General features: G+C 57.6%; 19 protein-coding genes. 3 read left to right on the top strand and 16 right to left on the bottom strand.

All coding sequences use genetic code 11. The features are described 5' to 3' along the window. Window positions 1-6: 6 nt before the first annotated feature. Complete coding sequence (locus tag BW941_RS15365) at window positions 7-801, bottom strand: PhzF family phenazine biosynthesis protein (protein WP_076517565.1); 795 nt, start codon at window positions 799-801, stop codon at window positions 7-9. A 175-nt stretch (window positions 802-976) separates the two neighbouring features. On the opposite strand from BW941_RS15365, the gene BW941_RS15360 reads away from it, so the two are divergent. After that, on the top strand, window positions 977-2,404 hold the full coding sequence (locus BW941_RS15360) for an aminotransferase-like domain-containing protein (protein ID WP_076517563.1): 1,428 nt from the start codon (window positions 977-979) through the stop codon (window positions 2,402-2,404). Window positions 2,405-2,862: 458 nt separating this feature from the next. Here the strand turns inward: BW941_RS15360 and hxpB are convergent, their stop codons facing one another. The 10 genes from hxpB to BW941_RS15310 form a co-directional block, all read right to left on the bottom strand. After that, entirely contained in the window at window positions 2,863-3,513 is a 651-nt protein-coding gene (gene hxpB, locus BW941_RS15355) for a hexitol phosphatase HxpB (RefSeq protein WP_076517561.1), read from the bottom strand. A 180-nt stretch (window positions 3,514-3,693) separates the two neighbouring features. Next, window positions 3,694-5,643, bottom strand: coding sequence for a relaxase/mobilization nuclease and DUF3363 domain-containing protein (locus tag BW941_RS15350; RefSeq protein ID WP_076517559.1), 1,950 nt, complete (start codon window positions 5,641-5,643; stop codon window positions 3,694-3,696). Between the two features lie 409 nt (window positions 5,644-6,052). Continuing rightward, entirely contained in the window at window positions 6,053-6,607 is a 555-nt protein-coding gene (locus BW941_RS15345) for a S26 family signal peptidase (protein WP_076517557.1), read from the bottom strand. Next, the gene (locus tag BW941_RS15340; protein ID WP_139325869.1) at window positions 6,604-7,137 is read right to left on the bottom strand and encodes a DUF2840 domain-containing protein; all 534 of its coding nucleotides are present in this window, start codon (window positions 7,135-7,137) and stop codon (window positions 6,604-6,606) included. The genes BW941_RS15345 and BW941_RS15340 overlap by 4 nt, the downstream gene beginning before the upstream one ends. Continuing rightward, window positions 7,134-7,385, bottom strand: coding sequence for a chromosome partitioning protein ParB (locus BW941_RS15335; RefSeq protein ID WP_076517555.1), 252 nt, complete (start codon window positions 7,383-7,385; stop codon window positions 7,134-7,136). The genes BW941_RS15340 and BW941_RS15335 overlap by 4 nt, the downstream gene beginning before the upstream one ends. Beyond that, window positions 7,382-8,020 carry a ParA family partition ATPase gene (parA, locus tag BW941_RS15330; RefSeq protein WP_076517553.1) on the bottom strand — a complete coding sequence of 213 codons (639 nt, stop codon included), beginning with the start codon at window positions 8,018-8,020 and terminating at the stop codon, window positions 7,382-7,384. The genes BW941_RS15335 and parA overlap by 4 nt, the downstream gene beginning before the upstream one ends. Before the next feature lie 247 nt (window positions 8,021-8,267). Continuing rightward, window positions 8,268-9,107, bottom strand: a complete 840-nt coding sequence (locus tag BW941_RS15325) for a replication initiator protein A (RefSeq protein ID WP_076517551.1) — start codon at window positions 9,105-9,107, stop codon at window positions 8,268-8,270. Window positions 9,108-9,121: 14 nt separating this feature from the next. Continuing rightward, entirely contained in the window at window positions 9,122-9,412 is a 291-nt protein-coding gene (locus BW941_RS15320; protein ID WP_076517549.1) for a helix-turn-helix transcriptional regulator, read from the bottom strand. A gap of 83 nt (window positions 9,413-9,495) precedes the next feature. Then, entirely contained in the window at window positions 9,496-10,266 is a 771-nt protein-coding gene (locus tag BW941_RS15315) for a DUF7011 domain-containing protein (RefSeq protein ID WP_436286961.1), read from the bottom strand. Between the two features lie 370 nt (window positions 10,267-10,636). Then, complete coding sequence (locus tag BW941_RS15310) at window positions 10,637-10,984, bottom strand: DUF2958 domain-containing protein (protein WP_076517544.1); 348 nt, start codon at window positions 10,982-10,984, stop codon at window positions 10,637-10,639. Window positions 10,985-11,433: 449 nt separating this feature from the next. Between BW941_RS15310 and BW941_RS15305 the strand changes: the two genes are divergently transcribed. Beyond that, the gene (locus BW941_RS15305) at window positions 11,434-11,724 is read left to right on the top strand and encodes a helix-turn-helix domain-containing protein (protein ID WP_076517543.1); all 291 of its coding nucleotides are present in this window, start codon (window positions 11,434-11,436) and stop codon (window positions 11,722-11,724) included. Window positions 11,725-11,770: 46 nt separating this feature from the next. On the opposite strand, the gene BW941_RS15300 is transcribed toward BW941_RS15305, so the two are convergent. Both BW941_RS15300 and BW941_RS15295 read right to left on the bottom strand, forming a co-directional pair. Further along, window positions 11,771-12,079 (bottom strand): DUF736 domain-containing protein, encoded by a 309-nt coding sequence (locus BW941_RS15300; protein ID WP_022960139.1) that lies wholly within the window; start codon window positions 12,077-12,079, stop codon window positions 11,771-11,773. Between the two features lie 1,104 nt (window positions 12,080-13,183). Then, window positions 13,184-13,579, bottom strand: coding sequence for an ATPase (locus BW941_RS15295; RefSeq protein ID WP_076517541.1), 396 nt, complete (start codon window positions 13,577-13,579; stop codon window positions 13,184-13,186). A 364-nt stretch (window positions 13,580-13,943) separates the two neighbouring features. On the opposite strand from BW941_RS15295, the gene BW941_RS15290 reads away from it, so the two are divergent. Further along, entirely contained in the window at window positions 13,944-14,753 is an 810-nt protein-coding gene (locus BW941_RS15290; protein WP_076517539.1) for a hypothetical protein, read from the top strand. A gap of 40 nt (window positions 14,754-14,793) precedes the next feature. Here BW941_RS15290 and BW941_RS15285 read toward each other — a convergent pair whose 3' ends face one another. From BW941_RS15285 to BW941_RS15275, 3 genes are all read right to left on the bottom strand, one after another. After that, window positions 14,794-15,300, bottom strand: a complete 507-nt coding sequence (locus tag BW941_RS15285) for a JAB domain-containing protein (protein WP_076517537.1) — start codon at window positions 15,298-15,300, stop codon at window positions 14,794-14,796. A gap of 399 nt (window positions 15,301-15,699) precedes the next feature. Next, entirely contained in the window at window positions 15,700-17,583 is a 1,884-nt protein-coding gene (locus BW941_RS15280; protein WP_076517535.1) for a UvrD-helicase domain-containing protein, read from the bottom strand. After that, window positions 17,580-19,775, bottom strand: a complete 2,196-nt coding sequence (locus BW941_RS15275; protein ID WP_076517533.1) for an ATP-dependent nuclease — start codon at window positions 19,773-19,775, stop codon at window positions 17,580-17,582. Before BW941_RS15275 ends, BW941_RS15280 begins: the two co-directional genes overlap by 4 nt. Window positions 19,776-19,800 lie beyond the last annotated feature (25 nt).

Below are 19,800 nucleotides of genomic sequence, written 5' to 3'. Positions count from 1 at the left end.
CGCCAATCAACCATTGAATTCGCCCGTCAATACTGTCTTCGCCAAGCCGCTCAATATCACCCTGGAACCCGACAGTTCCATAACCACGATTCCGGTGCGGGTCGATGCCTGGTAACCCCGTAATATAGTACGCCCGAGACGCTGCCCCCAATACACTGCCAGCAGGCAGTGGGCCGATCCTGTTACCGGGTCTTCCGGGATGCCGGCGGCGGGGGCAAAGAACCGGGAAACGCAATCCACGCCATCCTCATCCCCCGGCGCCGTGACAATCAGGCCCCGAAAAGGTAATGTTTTCAGTAAGACCAAGTCAGGCTGCAGCTCCCGCACATCATTAGCCTGCTTGAACACGACAAGCACATCTTCACCACCCCGGCCAATCCATTCCGCTTGAACACCCAGAAGGCCTGCGATGCTGTCCTGCATGTGCGGGGGAAGCTCCACGGGTAAATCCGCAGGCAGTTCCAACCTGATGACATGCTCCTTGCGAGTAGCCGAGAGCAGACCACTGCGGGTACGAAAATCAATCATGTCACGGCCAACCCCACGCTGCCAAAGCACATGGGCAGTGGCCAGGGTCGCATGCCCACAAAGATTGACTTCGCAACCGGGCGTAAACCAGCGCAGCACCCATTCATTGGTTTGCAAATGCCAGGTAAATGCCGTTTCAGATAGATTCATCTCGGCGGCCACATTTTGCATCCACTGGGGAGACTCCCTGCCGGTCAGAATGCAAACAGCGGCAGGATTGCCCGTGAACGGGCCACTAGTAAACGCATCGACAATGTAAAGGGGACAGGGCATATGAACTCCAGTGAAACCGTCGGGAAATTCTTAAAAGTCACTGTAAACACCCCTTACTTTTCGGTACAGTTTCAAAACAATTATATTGATCCGTTACAGATTCACTTTTAAAAAATCTGTACCGATAAAAACAGGTTCAAACTGTACAGGTTAAACTCTATTGGAAAGCCCACAAATGGAAACACTGTATCAACAGGTCGCCGATGAGCTAAAGGCAGGTATTGAGCGGGGCGTCTACCAACCGGGCGACAAACTCCCGGGGGTGCGCACCCTCAGCAAGCAACGTAACGTCAGCATCGCGACGGTCATCACCGCCTACCGTCACTTGGAGGATGCCGGCCTGATCGAAGCGCGCAACCGCTCCGGGTATTACCTGCGGGAAAAATCCCAGCCACTGGCCCCGGAGCCGTTGACATCCAGACCACCCAACAAGCCTGTGCCTGTCAACGGGCAGGCCTTGGTGCTCAATATGGGCAAGGCATCCCATGACCCGTCGGTGATACAGCTGGGAGCTGCGGTACCCGACGCCTCGTTCCTGCCGGTTCGCGCCATTGAACGGGCCATCACCCAGGCCGCCAGGTTCCACCGGGACAATGTTGCCGCCTACGAATTTCCTCCCGGCCTGCCCGCCTTGCGCCGACAGATTGCCCGGCGCATGGTGGAGGCGGGCTGCCCCGTCCACCCCGACGAGATCGTCATCACCAATGGCTGCCAGGAAGCCCTCTCTCTGGCGCTGCGGGCGGTCACCAAGCCCGGCGACGTGGTGGCCGTTGAATCACCGACCTTCTACGGGCTGCTTCAGGTCATCGACAACCTCGGCCTGAAAGCCCTGGAAATTCCCACCCATCCACGTACCGGTATTTCCCTGGAGGCCCTTGAGCTTGCCTTGGAACAGTGGCCCATCAAGGCCTGCGCGGTGACACCCAACTTCAGCAACCCCCTGGGAAGCTGCATGCCGGACGACCACAAGGCCAGGTTGGTGGAGTTGCTGGCGAGCCATAACATTCCCCTGGTGGAAGATGATGTCTATGGCGACCTCGGGTTCAGTACCGGGAGACCGTCCATCTGCAAGGGGCTATCGCCAACCGGGGATGTGCTGTATTGCGGCTCGTTTTCCAAAACGCTGGCGCCAGGATTGCGTATCGGCTGGATCGCACCAGGACGTCACCAGCAACAGGTGGAGTACATGAAATATGTGTTGAACCTTGCCACACCCACGATGCCCCAGCTCGCTGTCGCCTCACTGCTGGAGGGCGGCCAGTACGAACGCCATTTGCGCAAGGTGAAAAACGACTATGCCCTCGCCGTTTCCCGTATGTCCGGCACCGTCATGGCGCTGTTCCCCGAAGGCACCCGCATTACACGACCCGAGGGCGGGTTTGTCATCTGGGTGGAGCTTCCCAAAGACGTCAACAGCCTCGAACTGGCCCAACAAGCCATGGCCCGTGGGATCAGTATCGCGCCGGGCCCCATCTTCTCAGCAAACCGGAAATACCAAAATTTTGTTCGTCTTTCCTGTGCCTGCCGCTGGGATGAAACAGCGATGAAGGCCCTGTCCACCCTTGCGGTGTTAGTGACGCGAAAAGACGTTAATAGCATCTAGCCAAAGGCGACGTTGTGCACTGCTGCATCGGTACAGCAGGCACTATCCTTCATCAGAAATGCCCCAATCTGTTATGCATAACAGTAAATTTATTTACCACTGTGTACTGGCACAATATGCGCTAACTGCTCCTATACCACAGGGCCAAATGCAACCAGACTTTGCCTGCTAATCCATCGCAGGGAAAGAACGATGCATAACGAGAATCCCCAAAAATCGCAGACTAAACAACGCTTGCCAACATGGCTTAAAGGCTTATTGTTGCTGACTGCTTTCATATTATTCGCCACTCTCTTTATCCAAGATGCGACTGACACAACGCCACCCAAGCACCCTTGGTGGTGGTATATCCATTGACTACGAAAAGTTAAGGAGCGGGGGTTTGCTTCTAGCAACTTAGTGTATTGAGCATGGCAATACTTGCGAACAGCAATTCTCTGGAAGTTATTTCAGAAACATCAAGCCATCGTCAAACAATTAAGGTTGAACTCCGAAAGACTTCGTAGCTTTATATCCGCCACCTCATATTTCGGATTATCAAAATCGTGCCTCGGCGGCACGACAACCGCCTTTATGCCTGCTGACTTAGCCGCCAACACACCGGAAACCGAATCTTCAAAGGCAATGCACTTACTGGCATCGACCTGTAACTTAGTCAGTGTCGACAGATATACCGCCGGATCAGGCTTGCCACTTTCGACATGCTCAGAAGATGAGATGCTGTGAAAATAATGCCCTATATCTAGCTTTTCCATCACGGATGCAATCAATCGAAAAGGCGAGTTCGTGGATAGGCCAATCCTGTACTGTTTTTTATGGAAATCGTCTAGTAACTCCATGACACCAGCCATCGGCCGACCATCTTTTTTGATCAGTTCGTCAACACAGTCAATGACATCATTTTCAACAGCTTCAATGGATTTTTGCTTCCATGGAAACAGTTCATACCAAAATTCAGTTACCTCTCTAGTCGTCATGGATGCAGTTTTTTCACAAAGCGAATCTGATAAATCTACGCCCACCGAGGAAAACACCATTCTCTCGGCTTTAGTCCAAAATGGCTCGGAATCGATCAACAGACCATCCATGTCAAAAATTACGGCATTCATATTCACAACCCACTTATTCCTTAAATCGGCAACCTACATGGTCACCACTCTGACGTTACAATGGCTTTGAAACCGAGGGTGGCTTTGTACAAACTTTGGCCGGGAAGCTATTTTCAGTGAACACTGATGAAATTGTCTACCCTTGCTCGTTTTGTCTAACCTTTACGAGTTGCCGATCAGCTAACCTATAGATAATCCACGTTTCCACCCAATTTCCCATGAAGCTCTACCACCACTTACCGTCGCGGCGACCTGATGCCCCAGCCGCTGTTCGATCACCGGTTTCCAGGGCACCAGGCTGAATCCCATGCCATCGTCCAGCATGGCGAAGCGGCCACTGGTGAGCATCAGGCTGCGGCGATAGATACCGCTTACTCGTTCGCCATCGGCGGGCGGTCGAAATTCCAGGCCGGTTTCCGCCGTGATGCCTTCCGCTACTTTCGCCAATTCCTTGTTGCGCAGTGTGGCCAGCAGGTTGCGGGCAAGGATGACACGACGGCCTCGCCTCTCCGCCAGGCCCTCTTCGACCAGGAAATCAGCTCGCTGTTGTAGGGCGCTTCCGACCTCGGCAGCGAAGCCCTGGCCACCACCGACATTCCTCCCGTCTATCAGTTGCTGGTCCAACCAGGTGGCACCTATCGCCCGGGCTTGGCGCTCGATGGAAATGTGGGATTTCAGGGTCACGGCAATCCCACCACTGCGCTGTCGATCATATTGGCGACCCTGCTCCAGTAGATCGGCCGGTACGCGCCAGACGTCGTCGCCCAGGCGCTCCACAATGCCAGCGCGGCGCAAGGCTTCCAGCCGGCGGCGATGGGAGGTCACAACCTCTTCAGTATCGCCACTATTCATGGTTCCACTTCGCTGAATCCGGTGAGTGTCCAGACGGTACAAACCCTCCTCGGCCAGTACGGCAATATCTCGATCCGCGGCGCGGACTTTGCCGACACCTGTTGCTTCAACCACGGCATCCATAGGGAACTCTCCCAGTTCCACCTTGGCAGGCAACGCCACGTAATGGGCCTTGCCGTCGACGCCATCGAGCACAAGATAGCCACGGTCATTCAATTCGTCGGCGAGGCCCTTGGCCGCGACACGACCGATAATGGGTCTTTCATTCTCACCCGGTTCGAACACGTCCAGTTCGCGTTGCCTTCCGCTCATGGCTCGCTGCATGGTGCTGATGATATCGCCCCTCTCCCCCATGGTTCGCAGTGTCCGCTCCGCTTCTGGATGGAGCCTCCAGCCACCGGGCTGCCGTTCGCTCGCCAGCCCCATGCGCTGCAAACGCTGCAGGCGACCAATCAATAAAAGGCGCTGACGTTTCAGGTGTGGCTCAGCAAGCTTTTGCATATCGAGCAGGCCGTCCTCTGCCTCGCGCTTCAGGGTGCGATCCAGGCCGGTCCAGCGTTCCTGTTCGACCTCCTGTTGGAGACTGTGCTGGATCTCCAGCTCGGTGCGCGGCCCCAGCCAATCGGTGGCCAGTTCACAGGCGCGTCGTCGCATTCCGTGGGCAATATAGTCACGCGAGATAATCAGGTCTTTGCCCTCATCATCCAGCCCCCTTAAAACGATATGTGTATGGGGGTTGTCAGTGTTCCAGTGATCCACCGCCACCCAGTCCAGTTGCGTACCCAGATCCTGCTCCATGCGTTGCATCAGGTCGCGGGTATAGCGGTGCAGGTCTTCCAGCTCCGCCGCATCCTCGGGTGAAACAATAAAGCGGAACTGATGGCGATCCCTGCGGCCGCGCTGCTCGAAGTCGGCGAGGTCGGTATCGTCACTCAGGGCACTGTAGGCTCTGCCCTGTTGCCCGTCACGGCCCACGCCTTCACGCTCGATATAGCGCAGATGAGTGATGGTGGAACGCTTCCCCGCTTTGGAGAGGTTCACCAGCCGGGTCTTGATGGTGACGCGCCGGGCATTGGGCGCCAGGGACTGGCCGGCAAAGCGGGCGGCAACATGGCCACGGCCCAGTCGCGCCCCGGGACGGCCTCCTGCCTTGCGGGCTCGGGATCCCGCCTTATTGGCTTGCCTAATGACCGAGTTGATAAAGGTTTGGCCGCGATTTTTCGGTGCGCCGGGCCTGACCTTGAACTTCTCGCCCTCGTCATTGCGGCGTCGGCTCATGGGGAACCTCCAGCGAACTCCAGCAATAGGGGGCGCAAATGACACGCGGCTATATCAGTGCGGACGCGGCATCGGCGCTTTTCACGGCACGCTACACACTCCAGGCGCGTGCCGCGCCCACCCCATGTGCAGACTGCCTTTTCGCGAGCCAAGGTGCCGCGAACTTTTATCTTGCCCTGCATCTTTCCCCGCCCTGAAAGCTCGGGAATGCGATACCCCGGCGACGCTGCAATGTGTGACAGCCGGTCGCCGGCGAGCGTCGGCCCCACCAACGGTGGAGGACGCTCGGGGCAAGATATCTGCACAGGGGACTGCCGCATTCCGTACGGTACCAATGCACCGGTACGGCAACGGCAGGAACACGAAACGTGCACGGTGATTAACTGAACCCTGTGAACATTCACAACAATCACTCCAAGTCCAACCGTTGCGCCACACCGATCACGTTTGCCCTATCGATCGGACCAAAATAGCGGCTATCGAAGGAGGCCGGATTGGTGGTGCTGAGCAGGAACAGTTCGCCTTCAACAAGCTGACGGCATTGCGTCCAGGAAGGCAGTGGACGTGTCTGTGCATCAATGAGCAACACATGGGCCACCGTTACGCCATCTATGCGCGCGCGGCCACCCTCAATGCAGACATTTTGTGGTGCTACCGCACCGACACGTTTCAGCAGCGGGACATCCAGAGGCAAGTACCCACGTTGATCTGCCAAGGCCGCAATGTCATCAGGTAAATTTACCAACACAATGCTGTCCACCGGTATCGTATTTACGTCCGTACCAAGCGGTGTTATGTGATACCAGCCGATCGGCACACTGTCAGAGGCGTTGTAGACAACCCGCGCTTTTAACGGCGTGAATGCCGCCCAGACCAGTGCGACCAAACCGGCTGCCATTAGTACCGGAACAGTGACACACGCCAAGCGACGTGAACGGGAGTACACCGTAGTTCTCAGTGTCATTGCAGCACCCTCCCCGCCAACCAGGCTGCATGGCGGTCGGCGTCGTAATCGGGTAGCGGCTCTCGTGCGGCGAGGCGATTACTCAACAAGCGCCAATACGTCGGAGAGACATCAGCAGGCTCAATACTCTGCGCCTCAATGGCATCGATCTGTGACAAGACGACACGCACATTTCGCTCACCCTCGACGTTCAACAGGATGTGGGCACCGGGACGCACACCGCGCACCCGCTGCATACCCTCTTCCGGTCGACCGCTTTGCAGGACCATCAGTTGCCAACGTGTGGTGCCGTAATCGTTCGACTCCCAACGAATGCGACAAAACAGTTGCGCCGGGGGAAACACCGCGCAGCGTCGCCAGCGGTCGATCTGGTACACCCGCAGCGGGCAACCAAAGCGCAGGTACAAGTTGATACGTTGCTCGATGTAGAGCAGCGAGACACGGGTCATGGGTGCGTCGTCATTTGGCGCGGTGAATGCCGGAGGCGGCATCAACGGCAAGCTGTTCGTTGGTAATTCGTCCAACATCATGCGCCCTCCTCTGGAAACTCGCGCTCCAGCAATGCGCGCAGCAATTCCGCCACCGTGGTGTTCCGGGTGAAGGCCGACACCTTGATACGGGCGCGCATCGCCGGCGTCACATCCAGTGTCAGCCGGGCGGTGTAGAGCTCTCCCTTTTGCACGGCGTTGGCATCGCCCTGGCGTATCCAGGCTTCGGCATTGGGATCGGTCGGAGGACGTGCGCCGATGGCAACGCGTTTGCCGCATTTTCCACTCATGGCACCCTCCGCAGCAGTTCATCGGCCAGAGCACCAATCTCGCGCGCCGCCATACTGTCCGGTGCGGTCTCGCGGGCCAGGCGACCTGCCGCCACACTGTCGGCAAAGACAATACGCTGGCACACCTCGGAGGCCAGTGCGGGGAAAGGTTGTTCACCCAAAGTGCCACGGGCTTCGCGGCCTATCACCGTACGAACCACGCGCCGGTTGATCACAAAGGCCGCGGACAAGTGTGGCCGGAACACCTGCGCCTCACGGATCAGTGCCACCATCTCACCACTGGCCCACAGATCGTAGGGACTGGGTTGCACCGGGATCAGCACCTGCTCTGCCGCCATCAGCGCGGAACGGGCAATGGCGGCAATGCGGGGCGGGCCATCGATAACGATGTGATCGCAACGCCGGGCAAGCTCCGGCGCCTCCTGGTGCAGGGTTTCCCGGGGGAGCCCCACCGCGCTGAATAAACGGGGCAGTCCTTGCTGGCTGCGCCGCTGCGTCCAGTCCAGGGCGGAGCCTTGGGGGTCGGCATCCAGCAAGATGACCTGTTGACCGCGCAAGGCGAGCTCCCCGGCGATATGGGTGGCGAGCGTGGTCTTACCGACACCGCCCTTTTGGTTGAGCAGGGCGATGATCATGGTGCGACCGTCCCCGATGCATCACATCGTTTGAAGAACCCCGTTCGACTTATCCACCGCCCCAAGGGGTAAGTAAATGTTAAATAAAGATATTGATTGTTAGGTAATACGTTAGAGAGAAGCGCACGCCGCGTGGTCATTGAGCTGACGGCGAATGCGTACGCCTGATGGCACGAGTCGCTTGCGCCTGATAGCACGAAGGCCACTGCGCCCGATAGCACGAGCCCATTCACAGCTTGTCCCGCAGTTACCAACGTGTCATGCGCGGCACGGGCCGAAACACCAAGATGTCCGGCGAACCGGGTCGGCGTTCGATGGACAGCACGTACCCCGGCAGCGACTGCCGGGCCACCAGGGCGCGCAGGTCGCAGGCGAAGTCGCTGGGTCGGGCCAGGCTGCCCGACTTGCGGTGGAGGTACGGGAAATCGAATCGCCACCCCTCGGGTTGCCGGCCGCCGTGCTTGCGCACCAGGCGGTACAGCCAGCGCTCGATACCGCCGGTCAGCCGGAAATACGCCGGGTCGATAGTGAGCACCAGGGCCTCGTCCAGCACCCCGGCGAAGAACCAGTCCGCCAGGATCAGTTCGATGCCAAGCGGTCGCCCTTGGACATCCGCGCACTCCTTCCATTCGTTGATCCACGAGAAGCGGTGCAGGCGCCGCCCGGTGGTCTCGCGGATGGAGGTGGCCACCGTGGTGGATTGCAGGCGATCCAGGGCGGCCCTGAGGCGTTGGTAGTCGCGCCGCGATGTACCCCGTCCGATAAAGCGCAGGATCTCGTAGGGTGTGGCGCGCATTCGTCGCGATGGCCGGATACCTGCATCGCAGGCCTCGACAATCTGGCTGGCCGCCCAGATCAGGATATCGGCATCCCAGATGGTGGCGATACCGTGCGCTCCTGTGCCCTCCACCCGCACGGTAACCGGCCCGGATTGAAAATCGATGGGCACTGTGCGCCGCGACTTGGCCAGCGAAAAGAACGGATAGGCCATCAGGTCCTGGGTGTCGCGGACCGCCATCTCTCCCGGCAGGGCACGGAACAGATCGAGCTGTTCCCGCCCATTGCCCGGGCTTTTGGAGAGAACCATGGGTGGACGTACCTTCAGCGTTCATGGCGGCTGTCGCCGGCGTGGCGTTCGATATACTCGGGATCACAGGTCGCCTCGTAGCTGCGGGCGTCGGCCCAGGCATCCAGGTCATTCACCGCGTACATGACCCGACGGCCGAATTTGCGAAATCGCGGGCCGCCGCCAATGACGCGCTGTTTTTCCAGCGTCCGTGGTGACAGGCGAAGATAGTCCGCCGCCTCATCGTTGGTGAGATAGCGGGAAGGAGGAACGGCTTGTTGCGTGGCAGCGGGAGCGGCGGAAGGCCGCAGTGGCGTGGGTCTCACGACAGGGTTCTCCATCGGTCTTGGTCGATGGCCACGTTGTTGTGGCCGGATAGAGACAGTCTGGGGAAAGCGGGATTCCCTGCTCAGGGACGATCTGTGGGTAAACCGGAACGTCCCCCTTCAAGGGAAGGCGATACCAGCTTGCGGTAGCCGCCCCGCATCAGGCCACGGCCGCGACGCACCAGCCGGCGCACCCGGGCACGGAGGGCACTGTCAGCATGCCATTCACGGGCAACGGTGGCCGCACCAAAAAGTACAGCGGCCACGGCGCGTAGGGACGCGCCTGCCAGAACACCGTCCAGGGCCTGCAGGGTGTGAAGCTCCAGCAGTTCGGTCGCCGAGGGACGTGCACAGGCCACCGCGTTCGTCACCGCTCCGGCCACCAATTTTTCGGCTTCGTTGGCCAGGGTGCGGCATGCCGAGGCGCGCGTCGCGCAAACGTAGGCCATGCCCTCCCGCAGGCCGGGTGCAATAGCCAGGCGCAGACAACTGCCGGCCCAGCGTGAAGCCAACCACAATCGACGCCCGTCGTGGACCAGGCGCTTGCGCCCGGGAAGCCGCCACAGACCGAAGCCCTCGGCGCCGGGCGGGGAATCAAGATCGGGATGGAGCTGGATCATACCGGCGTGATCGGGACACCATACAGGCTGTGCGTCCCGCGCATCCAAGGCAGGATCTTCCAACAGGCGCAGCCCCCAATGTGCCGCCGCATCGGCATGATGGTGGCGGCCCGACCAGTCGCGTCGGTAGTCGGGGTGACGGCGCAGGTACTCCCAGGCCAGTGCCGGCCCATCAAGATGCAGGACGTAGAGATAGGCGGCACCAGGGTGCCAGTGCTCGCCGGACTTGGCCACGACGCGGCTCCTCCCTGTCATTCAGCGGGACACGTCGCGCGAAGTCGGCGGTTCAGTCGGTGGGAGCTACGGCGTTATCGGCGTATCATCTTGCCTGCTTCGCTAAGGGCGCGCGTCAAGTCCGATTGGCTCCGAGGAATTGAGCGGATCGTTCGAATGCGACGGCTGCGCGAAACCCTTTTCCGCGCAGCACCGGATACCCTGCCCCATCTCGCCACAAACATCCTGACTCTTTTCGTCTTGGCTGCACTCTGCTGGAGCAACAATATGAAGTGTTGCGCCTGAGGTCTGGCGTCAGACCGAAAAAGTCACAAAAAATCCATCAAGGCAGTGCTGTTGCCAGCCCGCGATGGCGAGCTGGCAGGGCCGATCAATCCAGGATCGACCCGTTGTCGCGGGCCAGCGCCGCGTACTCGGAGAGCGTGCGCCTGGATATGAAATACAGGTCGCGTTCCACCGGCAAGCCCAGCGGACCGCGGATGGTGGACAATTCGGAGAGACGCACACTGCCCAGCTCCGGCATGCCCAGCCCCAGGTCGCACAGGCCGAAGGCGGTATCGCCGTCCTCGGGATCGAGTTCCGTCAGCAGCCAGGTGGCCTGGGCATCCGGCGTGAACAGCTTGACCACTGGCGGCGGATCGATGTCCCGACCCTCGGCGTGGGCCTGGCCGTTCGCCAGCAGTTGGGTGCGTTGTTGTTCGGTGATGAGTGTTTTCATGGTCGCTTCCTCTGTTAGGTTCGCTCCACGGCGGAGCGAAGCGACACCAGGCGCGGACAGGCCGCGCGGCCGTCATACCCCAACACGGTCCGGTGCGGGCCGGGGTTGACGGCAAGCGGCGAGCGCCAGACTCGCGCACTGTTCGCTGTGGAATGAACCAAGAAGGCGATCCTGAAATGCACGAAACCGGACTTGCGCCTTTACCACAAGGCACGAATGCGCAAACGGGGTTTTGCCCAAAGATACAAAGCCGGATCTACGGAAATCAGCAAAACCACGAATCCGGCAAATCGTAATCCGGCATCCCCACCAAAGCGGCTTTCCACAATTTACGTCTGTACGCATAAAAAAAGGCCCTGTTACTAAACCCCTTCCAGCATAGGTCGAAAACAGCAAATGAGTTATCTTTAACGTGGTTTTTATTATGCCGCGAGACGACGCTCTCATGTATGAAGAAGCGTCCAATCCAACGCGGCCGCCCAACCGGCGCCACCACCTATGAAGCGGAGCCCGCACGGGCTTTTGGCGAAGCCGTGCGCGCCCTGCGCACGGAACGGGGCGTGGCTCAGGAAACCCTCGCCCATCTGGCGGACGTGGAACGCTCTCACCTGGGGAAAGTCGAACGCGGCGAGCACATGCCGACGCTGGCCCTGATTCTCAAGATCGCACGGGCGCTGGAATGCAGCTCCGCCGAACTGATGGCGGACACCGAGCGACGCCTGGCGAATCCCGAATCCTGACGCACAGAAAGCCCCGCCACGATGGGCGGGGCGCAAGCCGTGACGATCACTCGCCCTTGTTCCGAGACCACAGCAGGTTGTGCTTGCCGTCATCACCCTCGATGAGACGGGCGTAGACAGTCGCGGGAAATGACGGATCGTCGAGGGTCACCGACAGGTAGGGACGCTCCGCCTGGCTGACTTTCTGCCAGGCCGCGCCTACTTCCAGGCCGTTGGCTGCCAGGAGGCGGTAATCGGGAGCGTTCTCGCTGCCCTTGTCGTTGGGAACGAACTTGAGTTTGACGTTGAGCGCCAGGGTGCGCAGGGTGCCGGTGAAACCGTCTTTCTCTGCGGTGAAGGTGCCGATGTTGGCCATGATGTGTACTCCTTTCGGGTTGCCAAGGTCGCGCCCATCGCGTCCTTGTTGTGATCCGGTCGGCGTGGGTCGGGCGGGCCGCACCGCGCAGCGGCCGCAACAGCGTGGAGGACCTGAAGGCGCAAAGAATTTGCCGCGCGAGGAAGGCGCACAGCGCCGGGGAATATTCTTTGCGCCGAAGGGTTGCGGCAATTGAGCCCGAGGCGCAGCCGCACCTTCGCCAGGATTCACAACGAACCAAGGACGTATTGGGCCGACCTGACCCAAAAGGGGTAATGGCCTACCCGGTATTCCGCGGCACAGCGATACCGGTATCCGTTGTCACCCGTTCACGTCAGTCCATGGCCCAGGACATGCGAGGAACGTCCTCCATCTTTCGCAACCGATGTTGCAGCTCGGACCGGACAGTAACGCCAGGCAAGCCTCCCCGCATTGGTAATACACACCCGCTCACGCTTTATGCCCCACCACCAGCATCGAAAGCTACCGGGCACCACAGAACCCGTCACGGCAAGGTTCAGCATGTTTTGGCATGCACCGTTGCCCTTCCTGTGCATTTGACGGCGGATCGCTCCGATGCCACCGGATTCCCTGATTCGGAGCCCACCCGCCTTGTCACCCCATAAACAAGCCCAATTATCGGCCCATATGTCTGGCGACCGTGTTGTCACCGTCTTTCCCGAGTTCATCGCCCGCGACGGCGGAGAGCGCGCGGACGGGTGCCGTCCAGGAAACCAGCGCCGGGTAACTTCAGCTGACAGGCACAGGCGAGGACACGCCCGGCGCGCCTTGACGGCACACGACCGTGGGCTACAGTCGCGGACAAGGTGATGAAATAAGGGGGACGGATGGACAGATTATGGTCTTTACTGTGTACCGTTCACACACAGCGCTGCAGGCGCGAAGGCCGATCAGGTGCAACCTGTTCGGCAGTTTTTCAGGGGCGCCAAGCAACGCGCGGCGGGGATCGGCTGCAAGCCGTTCCCCTGGAGTGCAAGCACAACGAGCAGTCCCACAGGGCCGGAGACATCGACACGGGGCGCAGCAGAAAAAAAGCGCCGCCCCGGTCAACAGGAACGACGCTTTCGATGCTTGGTCGAGCGATCAATCCGATGCCGGTGCCACCATTCCCTGAAGCTGTTCGATGACGCCGGGTTCGACGAAGACGCAAGGCTGATCGGGTGCGAGCGGCACGTTGAATACGCCTGTGAAGGCCTCGCGTTTCAGGTGCACCAGACGCCCAGTGCGATACGCCGCTTCCGGCTTCAAGCAATCGGAGTCTGTCGGCTTGCCGCTACGCTCTGGATCGCATTCGACCAGGGCGACAAAACCCTCATCGAACAGCCTCCGATGTTCGTCGCACAGACCCCAGCCTGTCGATGTGTGGCGTTCCAGGCTCGCGCGCAGGCGCTTGTCGAGCAGAATGTTACCGGTATCGAAGGCGGTGCCGCAGACCAGGCAGACGTGACGTTCCAGCGACACATGTGATTTGTCGTTCATGATGACGATCTCCAGTTGCTCGGGCGGAATTGCCCGGAACCGGCGTCAGCACGGCGCAGCGCAAGCAGTCACAGGGTCACAGACGGCTACGCCCGCCAGCGTGCGGAGCGCGCGAAGCCCTTGACGGCGAGAGCGCCGTGATACGGTGAAGGGGTACAGCAAGACCGCCCACCCCAGCGCACCCTCTCGGATTGGCAAGCGAAACGCCCAGTATCGGATTGAAGAAGTCGGATCGGAGTCATTCACAGGTATTAATGAGGGGTATACAGGTACCTCAAAGCCGATTCGACAATGTTTATTGAGGTACCGACAACTTCACCCTGACTCAATAAACTGTGAAACACGACAATAGTGAGGACAGACCATGAGTTCGGTGCAAACAGTGAATCCACAGCAAATCTGCGAAGACCTTCTTCGGGAGGAGAAGCGCTACAACAGCGAACACCGCATCCTGCCCAGCGAAAGCACTGTCGCGGATCGACTGTTACACCGCAGCATTGAAATGAAGCCTGTGTATGAGGAACTGTACGGAAAACTCCATATGCACCCGCCAGCGCTCCAGTGTTTTCTCGGCCTTGTGTTGAGCGCGGCGGCGTTCTGGAACCCGGAGAAAATTCAGGAGGCAAGAACCGCGCGAGACGATCTGGCCAATACGAATCGCCAGATCGCACGGAAGGCGGCCGAACTAGCAACACTGCTGGAGCGGCGCTCAGGGTTGCACAACACGTCTGGCTTCAGCAGTGATACTCAATATCACTGCTGCTCCGTGATCGAAGCGGCTTCACAACACAACTATTTATTTCGGTCTTACGTACAAGATCGACTGGCTGCGTTGAGAGGACAATATGACCTGAAATACTGGCCTTCGCTGAGCGAGTTCATAGAGGTACTGGCAATGGATGCTGAGAGCGCCGTCATGTCGGCAACGGACCCCTTGACCGCTGCCGCCACAGCGGCGGTGCGTCCATCCAGAGCAGACTTCTTCAAGGCGCTGTTCGCCGCTATCGACGAGAACAGTGCCGGAAATTACGGCCAACTGCCAAGGGGCTTCAAGCTAACCGACCGGGCGCTAGCCTCCTTAGGCAACTGCGCCCTGGATCTCGGTCCCGACGATTTGTTCGATGATGCATATATCAAGCGCTTCCGTCAGCGCGAACGAAACGGACCCAAGTAGCAAAACACGGCACAGCAAAAAAGGGGCCGAAGCCCCTGTGCTACAACAGCCCCCGCTCGGCGAATGACGATGTCTGTTCACCGCCGACAACGATATGATCCAGGGTACGCACGTCCACCAGTGCGAGTGCCTCTTTCAGCCGCTGGGTAATCGTCCGGTCCGCTTGGCTCGGCTCGGGATTTCCGCTCGGATGGTTATGCGAGAAGATCACCGCGGCAGCGTTGACCTGAAGTGCCATCTTCACCACTTCCCGCGGGTAGACCGCCGCCCCGTCGATAGTGCCGCGAAACAGCTCGGCATACTCGATCAAGCGGTGCTGCGAATCCAGAAACAGGCACGCGAACACCTCGTGGTCGAACCCTGCCAGCTTGGCACACAAGAACTCCTTGACGACGGCCGGTGACGTGAACGAGGCGCCACGCTGGATCTTCTGGTCGATCACCTGGCGCGCAGCCGTCAGGATCTGGTCGGCAGTAGCCGGAAGGTAGCGCCCCTGGTCGTCACGAACCAGCAGCGAGGAATCGGAAATGAGAGAGAATTGAGTCATGATCGTGCTCCGGTTGCTCGGGCGAAATTGCCCGGAACCGGCGCCATCACGGCGCAGCGCAAGCCGTCAGGGGTGACCAACGGCCGCAGGACGCAAGCGCGCGGAGCACGCGCAGCCCTTGACAGCGAGAACGCCGTGGTACGGTGAAGGGAAACAGCAAGACCGCCCCTCCCCGCCAGCCACCTCTCTCGGACTGGCAAGCGGAGCGCGCAGGCCCTCACGGGCCGGAGGCGTCAGGGATCAAAGCCGAATGGCCGCGATTCGACAAGAAGCGCGGGGCGTAGCCCGCGAGCCCGACGGCGGTATGCCGGGACGTAAAAAACAATGAACTTTGACACGACAACAGTCACAACTTACTTCAGCTCATCTAGTTAAATATTTCCATACCTTTCAATGAAGCTAGTCGAGAACATGAATACATTCCGGATCAAAGTATGCTTTCTGCAGTAATACGTCACGCATCTGATTCGTGTCCTCGGCGAACACCACCACAACAAGATCAGTAAGCGCCCGTGAACAACACACGTAGAACAGACGCCGAGTTCGGTCAATTGTAGAGTCCTTTCCGGCTTCAATATTTGCACGGTCGGTATCCGACAACTCTGTCACACCGAAATACTTGCCGTAGGAAAACGTATTCGTTCGCCCTTCTTGATCATCAACGACCACAATGACCTTATTAAACTCAGCCCCTTTTATGCCTTGCTGGGTAGCAAAGGGAGACATTTTCTCGATGTACTTACGGTACCCCCAAAGTTCTTCTGCTTCACATTGCATGAAGCGGAGAGTCGCGTTTTCAGTTGCCGGATCGACAATCGGTTCAGCGGTTTCAGTGTAGGTATTGATCAACTCAATATAACGTTCATCTAACGCCACTAAGCCGCTATCCCTGACAAAACACATAACGTCACCGATGCTCGCACCGTCACCAGCTTCCAACAGTGTCACCAATTCTTCAACATGTTCTTTTAGACTATCCAGAAAGCCTGCTGTATCGGCCGTGGCAAGTGCATCGGGTCGTAAACGAGGACAATATTTACGAAGAAGGCGCATCATCTCGAAGTCTCGTCCTTCGCGCCTCGCAAGTACCAATGGCAGAATGAAGGATAAGAAGGGGCGGACCACCCAAGCCGTACCGTCTACCAAACCGCTGCCGAGTTCCTCTGGTGACTTATCATTGAGCGCACTATAAAGATTGGGAAACCCTAACCTGGCCGCCGCCATCCTGTGGACTAGCACTAAGAGTCGCAGAGCCTCTTCGTCTTCCGCATTCATCCAACCTTCGTCACCATCTTGATCGGCCAACCAACGACATGCTTCTTCCAAGCGCGCCTGTCGGCGATCATCGGCAGGAAGAATCAGCATCCTGGCAGTCCCTTCGACAGGAACCTCCTCGCCGTCTACGACCATCTGACGACCCCGTGTTTGTTGAAGTCCATCGTCTTCGGCCCTGATCCGATTGATAACGCGAAGTACCGCTTGCGGACATCGGAAGTTCTCTGGCTTCTCCAACGTTCTCCACCCTTCTTCGGCCAGAATAGGACCCGCTCCTTGCATATAGATTTTCTGCACTGGATCGCCGAAAAAGCCAAGGCAAAAATCAACTGGAACGGCGTCTGCCACTTGACGCAAGGCATCTACAAAAGCCGGGTCAGTGTCTTGGCTTTCATCAACAAAGACGACAGGAAAGCGACGAGCCAAGACGTTCTGCATTAGTACATGACCTGCAATAAACTCGGGGCCAATCTTCAGAATGTCACTGTGGCCGAGAACACCGTTTGAATAGTCGCTGCCTGTGCCATAGCGGAAGCTCTTTACTGGACCGATCTCTGTGAGCTGGCGGCCATAGCGCTCTATGAGCTCCGCGGCATGAACTTTCGTAGCCTCTCTCGTTCGGGGTTTATCGATTTTCTCTTGTTCTTCGGCAATTTTTTCGCGCAAACGATTAATAACCCATTCCCGAAGATTGTTTTGAAATGGCTTGATGAGTGTCCAGAGAAAACTGTGAATCGTGGAGACATGGAAAAGTTCGTCATTTCCGACATCGCCGCGAATTTCCTCGACGGCCACTTCGGTATAGGTTATGCAGGCGACTTGCTGGGCGTTTCTTCGCAGTGTGAGGCCTTGAGTGCGCTCTATCTGCGCCAAGGCTTTGACTAAGGAAGTGGTCTTCCCGGAGCCTGCGCCTGCAACCATAACAAAATGCCGAATACCGTCACCTGCGAGCCGCTCGTGAAGTATCGTGTCGCTTTCTGTATCGGGCTTGCCGATTCTGCTTGTCATGATTCACCATCCTGCCGACGGCGATCCTGTTCCCCCACCCCTAACGTGGCTTCAAGCCATTCCAAGCCTTCAGCTATGTACCTAGGGACATTCCAAGCTCCTGGGTCCTTGGACAACAAAGCGAGTGCAAAATCGGTTTTCTTGTAGCTTGGGCTGTGCACTTTGTCATGAATTCTCTGAACCAAATCGCCCAGATCCTGCGGTGCACGTACCCGAAGTCTTAGTTCTTTATTGGCGGCATCTTGTGTCCAATCCAGATTATCGAATGCAAAGGCGACCTCAAGCGTACGGCCGGCACACTCTATCTGCTCACCGTTACGTTCTATATTGACAGCACAGGGATATGTAACTCTGATGGCGCCCAGCCCAAATGCATTAGCGGCTATAGTCTTTTCTTCAGCATCGGCATTCAAAAGTTCGTCAATCTTTTTCTTGCCGGGAAGCCACTGTGCAAGCATCTGGTTAGAGGTAACCGCGTCCGGAGTGTCCGGCGTGCAAGTGCTTCCGGAAGTGATTGGGCCCTCATCGTCATCACCATCTTCCATAGGCTCGACGCCATCATTCTCACTGGCAGGCCCGCTCACACTGTCCAGATCAGTAACGACGAGCGTTGTAATCCCTAGAAATTCAATGAGCGTACGGAACAGGTGGGCATATGCACCACCTATTTCGAGTACGCAAAGGTAGCAGGATCGTAAACCCGGAGCTGCTTTCTGAATCATCTGAGGCATGACTATCCGCTCGACATTTCCCTCAACGAGTACTGCCGCATCGGCGAAGAATATGTCGCAGTGCGTGAGTTTTAAGTACCGTTCCAGAAAATCTCGACTCGGATTTTCCGTCGTCCGATAAAACTCGGAAAGATTCAGAACTTTGGACGATTGCTCTATGCCGATTCCCTCTCGCCGAAAGTAGCGGATGGGCTGGAAGCCGCGCTCGTAGAGAATATGTGGCGAGTGGGTCGTCAGCACAAGCTGCGTGTGGAAACCATTAGGCTCATCATCTTCGGCCGCCAATATCTCTAAAATTTTGTTGACGAATACTTGTTGTAACTGTGCGTGTAAATGAGCCTCTGGCTCTTCAACAAAAACCAGATGCAATGGTGGTCGGTTTTCCTCCGTAGCAAGCCATTGCGCATGAAGGTCGAGCAGCTCGACCACCATATAGATTAGGTTCTTGAATCCGAGGCCATTATATTTATCGGGAAGTGTCAGCCCGTCATCATTCAGGGCATAGTGGACATGGGCACCATCCTGACTATTCATTACTGTAGCTGGATTAAGCGCAGACTTGATAATCAAGCGCGGATTGGAAAGCCCTGGATATCCCAGTTGCCCTAGACGCTGAAGAGTATCAGCAAACACTTGCTCCAGATGCTGGTTGAGCAAAATCTCCGAATCTGCGAGTGCCTTAAGCGCATTGTGATCCTCGCCATGGCGCTGCAGATTGCGTTGGTAGTAGCGGCTTAGATGCCGAGACAGCTCTTCCGAGCGGCTACCTCCTTCACTGTCCGAAAGATGACGCTGGGCATGCAAGAAGTTAGTCTTAATCAGCGAGCTGACGATATCTTTCCCCGTTCGACCTTGATCGCGCAGCAGTTCTTGTGGCTCATATCCTGCACTTGGTTCCAACGCATCGTCGAATTGAGTTTCGTCGAGAACAAAGTATTTAAACTCATATTCTTTCTGGATCTCACCTTCGAGAAACTCACGCAACGATCTCGGAGGGGCTACATAGCTATCTTCTCCCTCGGAAGTATCTGTAACACCGGCAGCTTCTTGCGCCTGTGAATGCCGTTCACGAAAACGTACCAGTGTTTCATCTTCATTACGGGGCGCGAACGCAATACGGACACCCACCTTGGCTCCCAGCCAATCAAGATTAGGAAGCAGATCAATGACACGGTGAAGGTCTGCCTGCTCAACCCCAAACCAAAGGTCAATCGACAAGACAGGAAGCGAAGCACCGTCCCTCCCTGCTTCAAAACTGTCAATATCACCCCAGCGACATGCACTGATGTCATGAAAACTAAATCGATCTCTGGAACCACTGACAAAAAAGTGCATCGCATGTGCAACAGATGTCTTTCCGCTATTATTCGAACCCACAAAGATAGAAATATCGTCAGCCAGATCAACGGTCACATCCGACAGGCGACGGTAATTTTTAAGTTTGATGTTGCTTAAATACATTTCTTCCCTATCCCCACAATCTCAT

Origin of the sequence: Thalassolituus maritimus (assembly GCF_900156675.1) — a bacterium.
Classification (GTDB): domain Bacteria; phylum Pseudomonadota; class Gammaproteobacteria; order Pseudomonadales; family Oceanobacteraceae; genus Thalassolituus; species Thalassolituus maritimus.
Note: the sequence above shows the minus strand (reverse complement) of the source record. Positions and strands in the feature narration are given on the sequence as shown.

Bases quoted from the DNA above. Each gene is read 5' to 3' on its own strand.
- BW941_RS15365 (WP_076517565.1), bottom strand. From the start codon at position 801: ATGCCCTGTCCCCTTTACATTGTCGATGCGTTTACTAGTGGCCCGTTC.
- BW941_RS15360 (WP_076517563.1), top strand. From the start codon at position 977: ATGGAAACACTGTATCAACAGGTCGCCGATGAGCTAAAGGCAGGTATT.
- hxpB (WP_076517561.1), bottom strand. From the start codon at position 3,513: ATGAATGCCGTAATTTTTGACATGGATGGTCTGTTGATCGATTCCGAG.
- BW941_RS15350 (WP_076517559.1), bottom strand. From the start codon at position 5,643: ATGAGCCGACGCCGCAATGACGAGGGCGAGAAGTTCAAGGTCAGGCCC.
- BW941_RS15345 (WP_076517557.1), bottom strand. From the start codon at position 6,607: ATGACACTGAGAACTACGGTGTACTCCCGTTCACGTCGCTTGGCGTGT.
- BW941_RS15340 (WP_139325869.1), bottom strand. From the start codon at position 7,137: ATGATGTTGGACGAATTACCAACGAACAGCTTGCCGTTGATGCCGCCT.
- BW941_RS15335 (WP_076517555.1), bottom strand. From the start codon at position 7,385: ATGAGTGGAAAATGCGGCAAACGCGTTGCCATCGGCGCACGTCCTCCG.
- parA (WP_076517553.1), bottom strand. From the start codon at position 8,020: ATGATCATCGCCCTGCTCAACCAAAAGGGCGGTGTCGGTAAGACCACG.
- BW941_RS15325 (WP_076517551.1), bottom strand. From the start codon at position 9,107: ATGGTTCTCTCCAAAAGCCCGGGCAATGGGCGGGAACAGCTCGATCTG.
- BW941_RS15310 (WP_076517544.1), bottom strand. From the start codon at position 10,984: ATGAAAACACTCATCACCGAACAACAACGCACCCAACTGCTGGCGAAC.
- BW941_RS15305 (WP_076517543.1), top strand. From the start codon at position 11,434: ATGAAGAAGCGTCCAATCCAACGCGGCCGCCCAACCGGCGCCACCACC.
- BW941_RS15300 (WP_022960139.1), bottom strand. From the start codon at position 12,079: ATGGCCAACATCGGCACCTTCACCGCAGAGAAAGACGGTTTCACCGGC.
- BW941_RS15295 (WP_076517541.1), bottom strand. From the start codon at position 13,579: ATGAACGACAAATCACATGTGTCGCTGGAACGTCACGTCTGCCTGGTC.
- BW941_RS15290 (WP_076517539.1), top strand. From the start codon at position 13,944: ATGAGTTCGGTGCAAACAGTGAATCCACAGCAAATCTGCGAAGACCTT.
- BW941_RS15285 (WP_076517537.1), bottom strand. From the start codon at position 15,300: ATGACTCAATTCTCTCTCATTTCCGATTCCTCGCTGCTGGTTCGTGAC.
- BW941_RS15280 (WP_076517535.1), bottom strand. From the start codon at position 17,583: ATGACAAGCAGAATCGGCAAGCCCGATACAGAAAGCGACACGATACTT.
- BW941_RS15275 (WP_076517533.1), bottom strand. From the start codon at position 19,775: ATGTATTTAAGCAACATCAAACTTAAAAATTACCGTCGCCTGTCGGAT.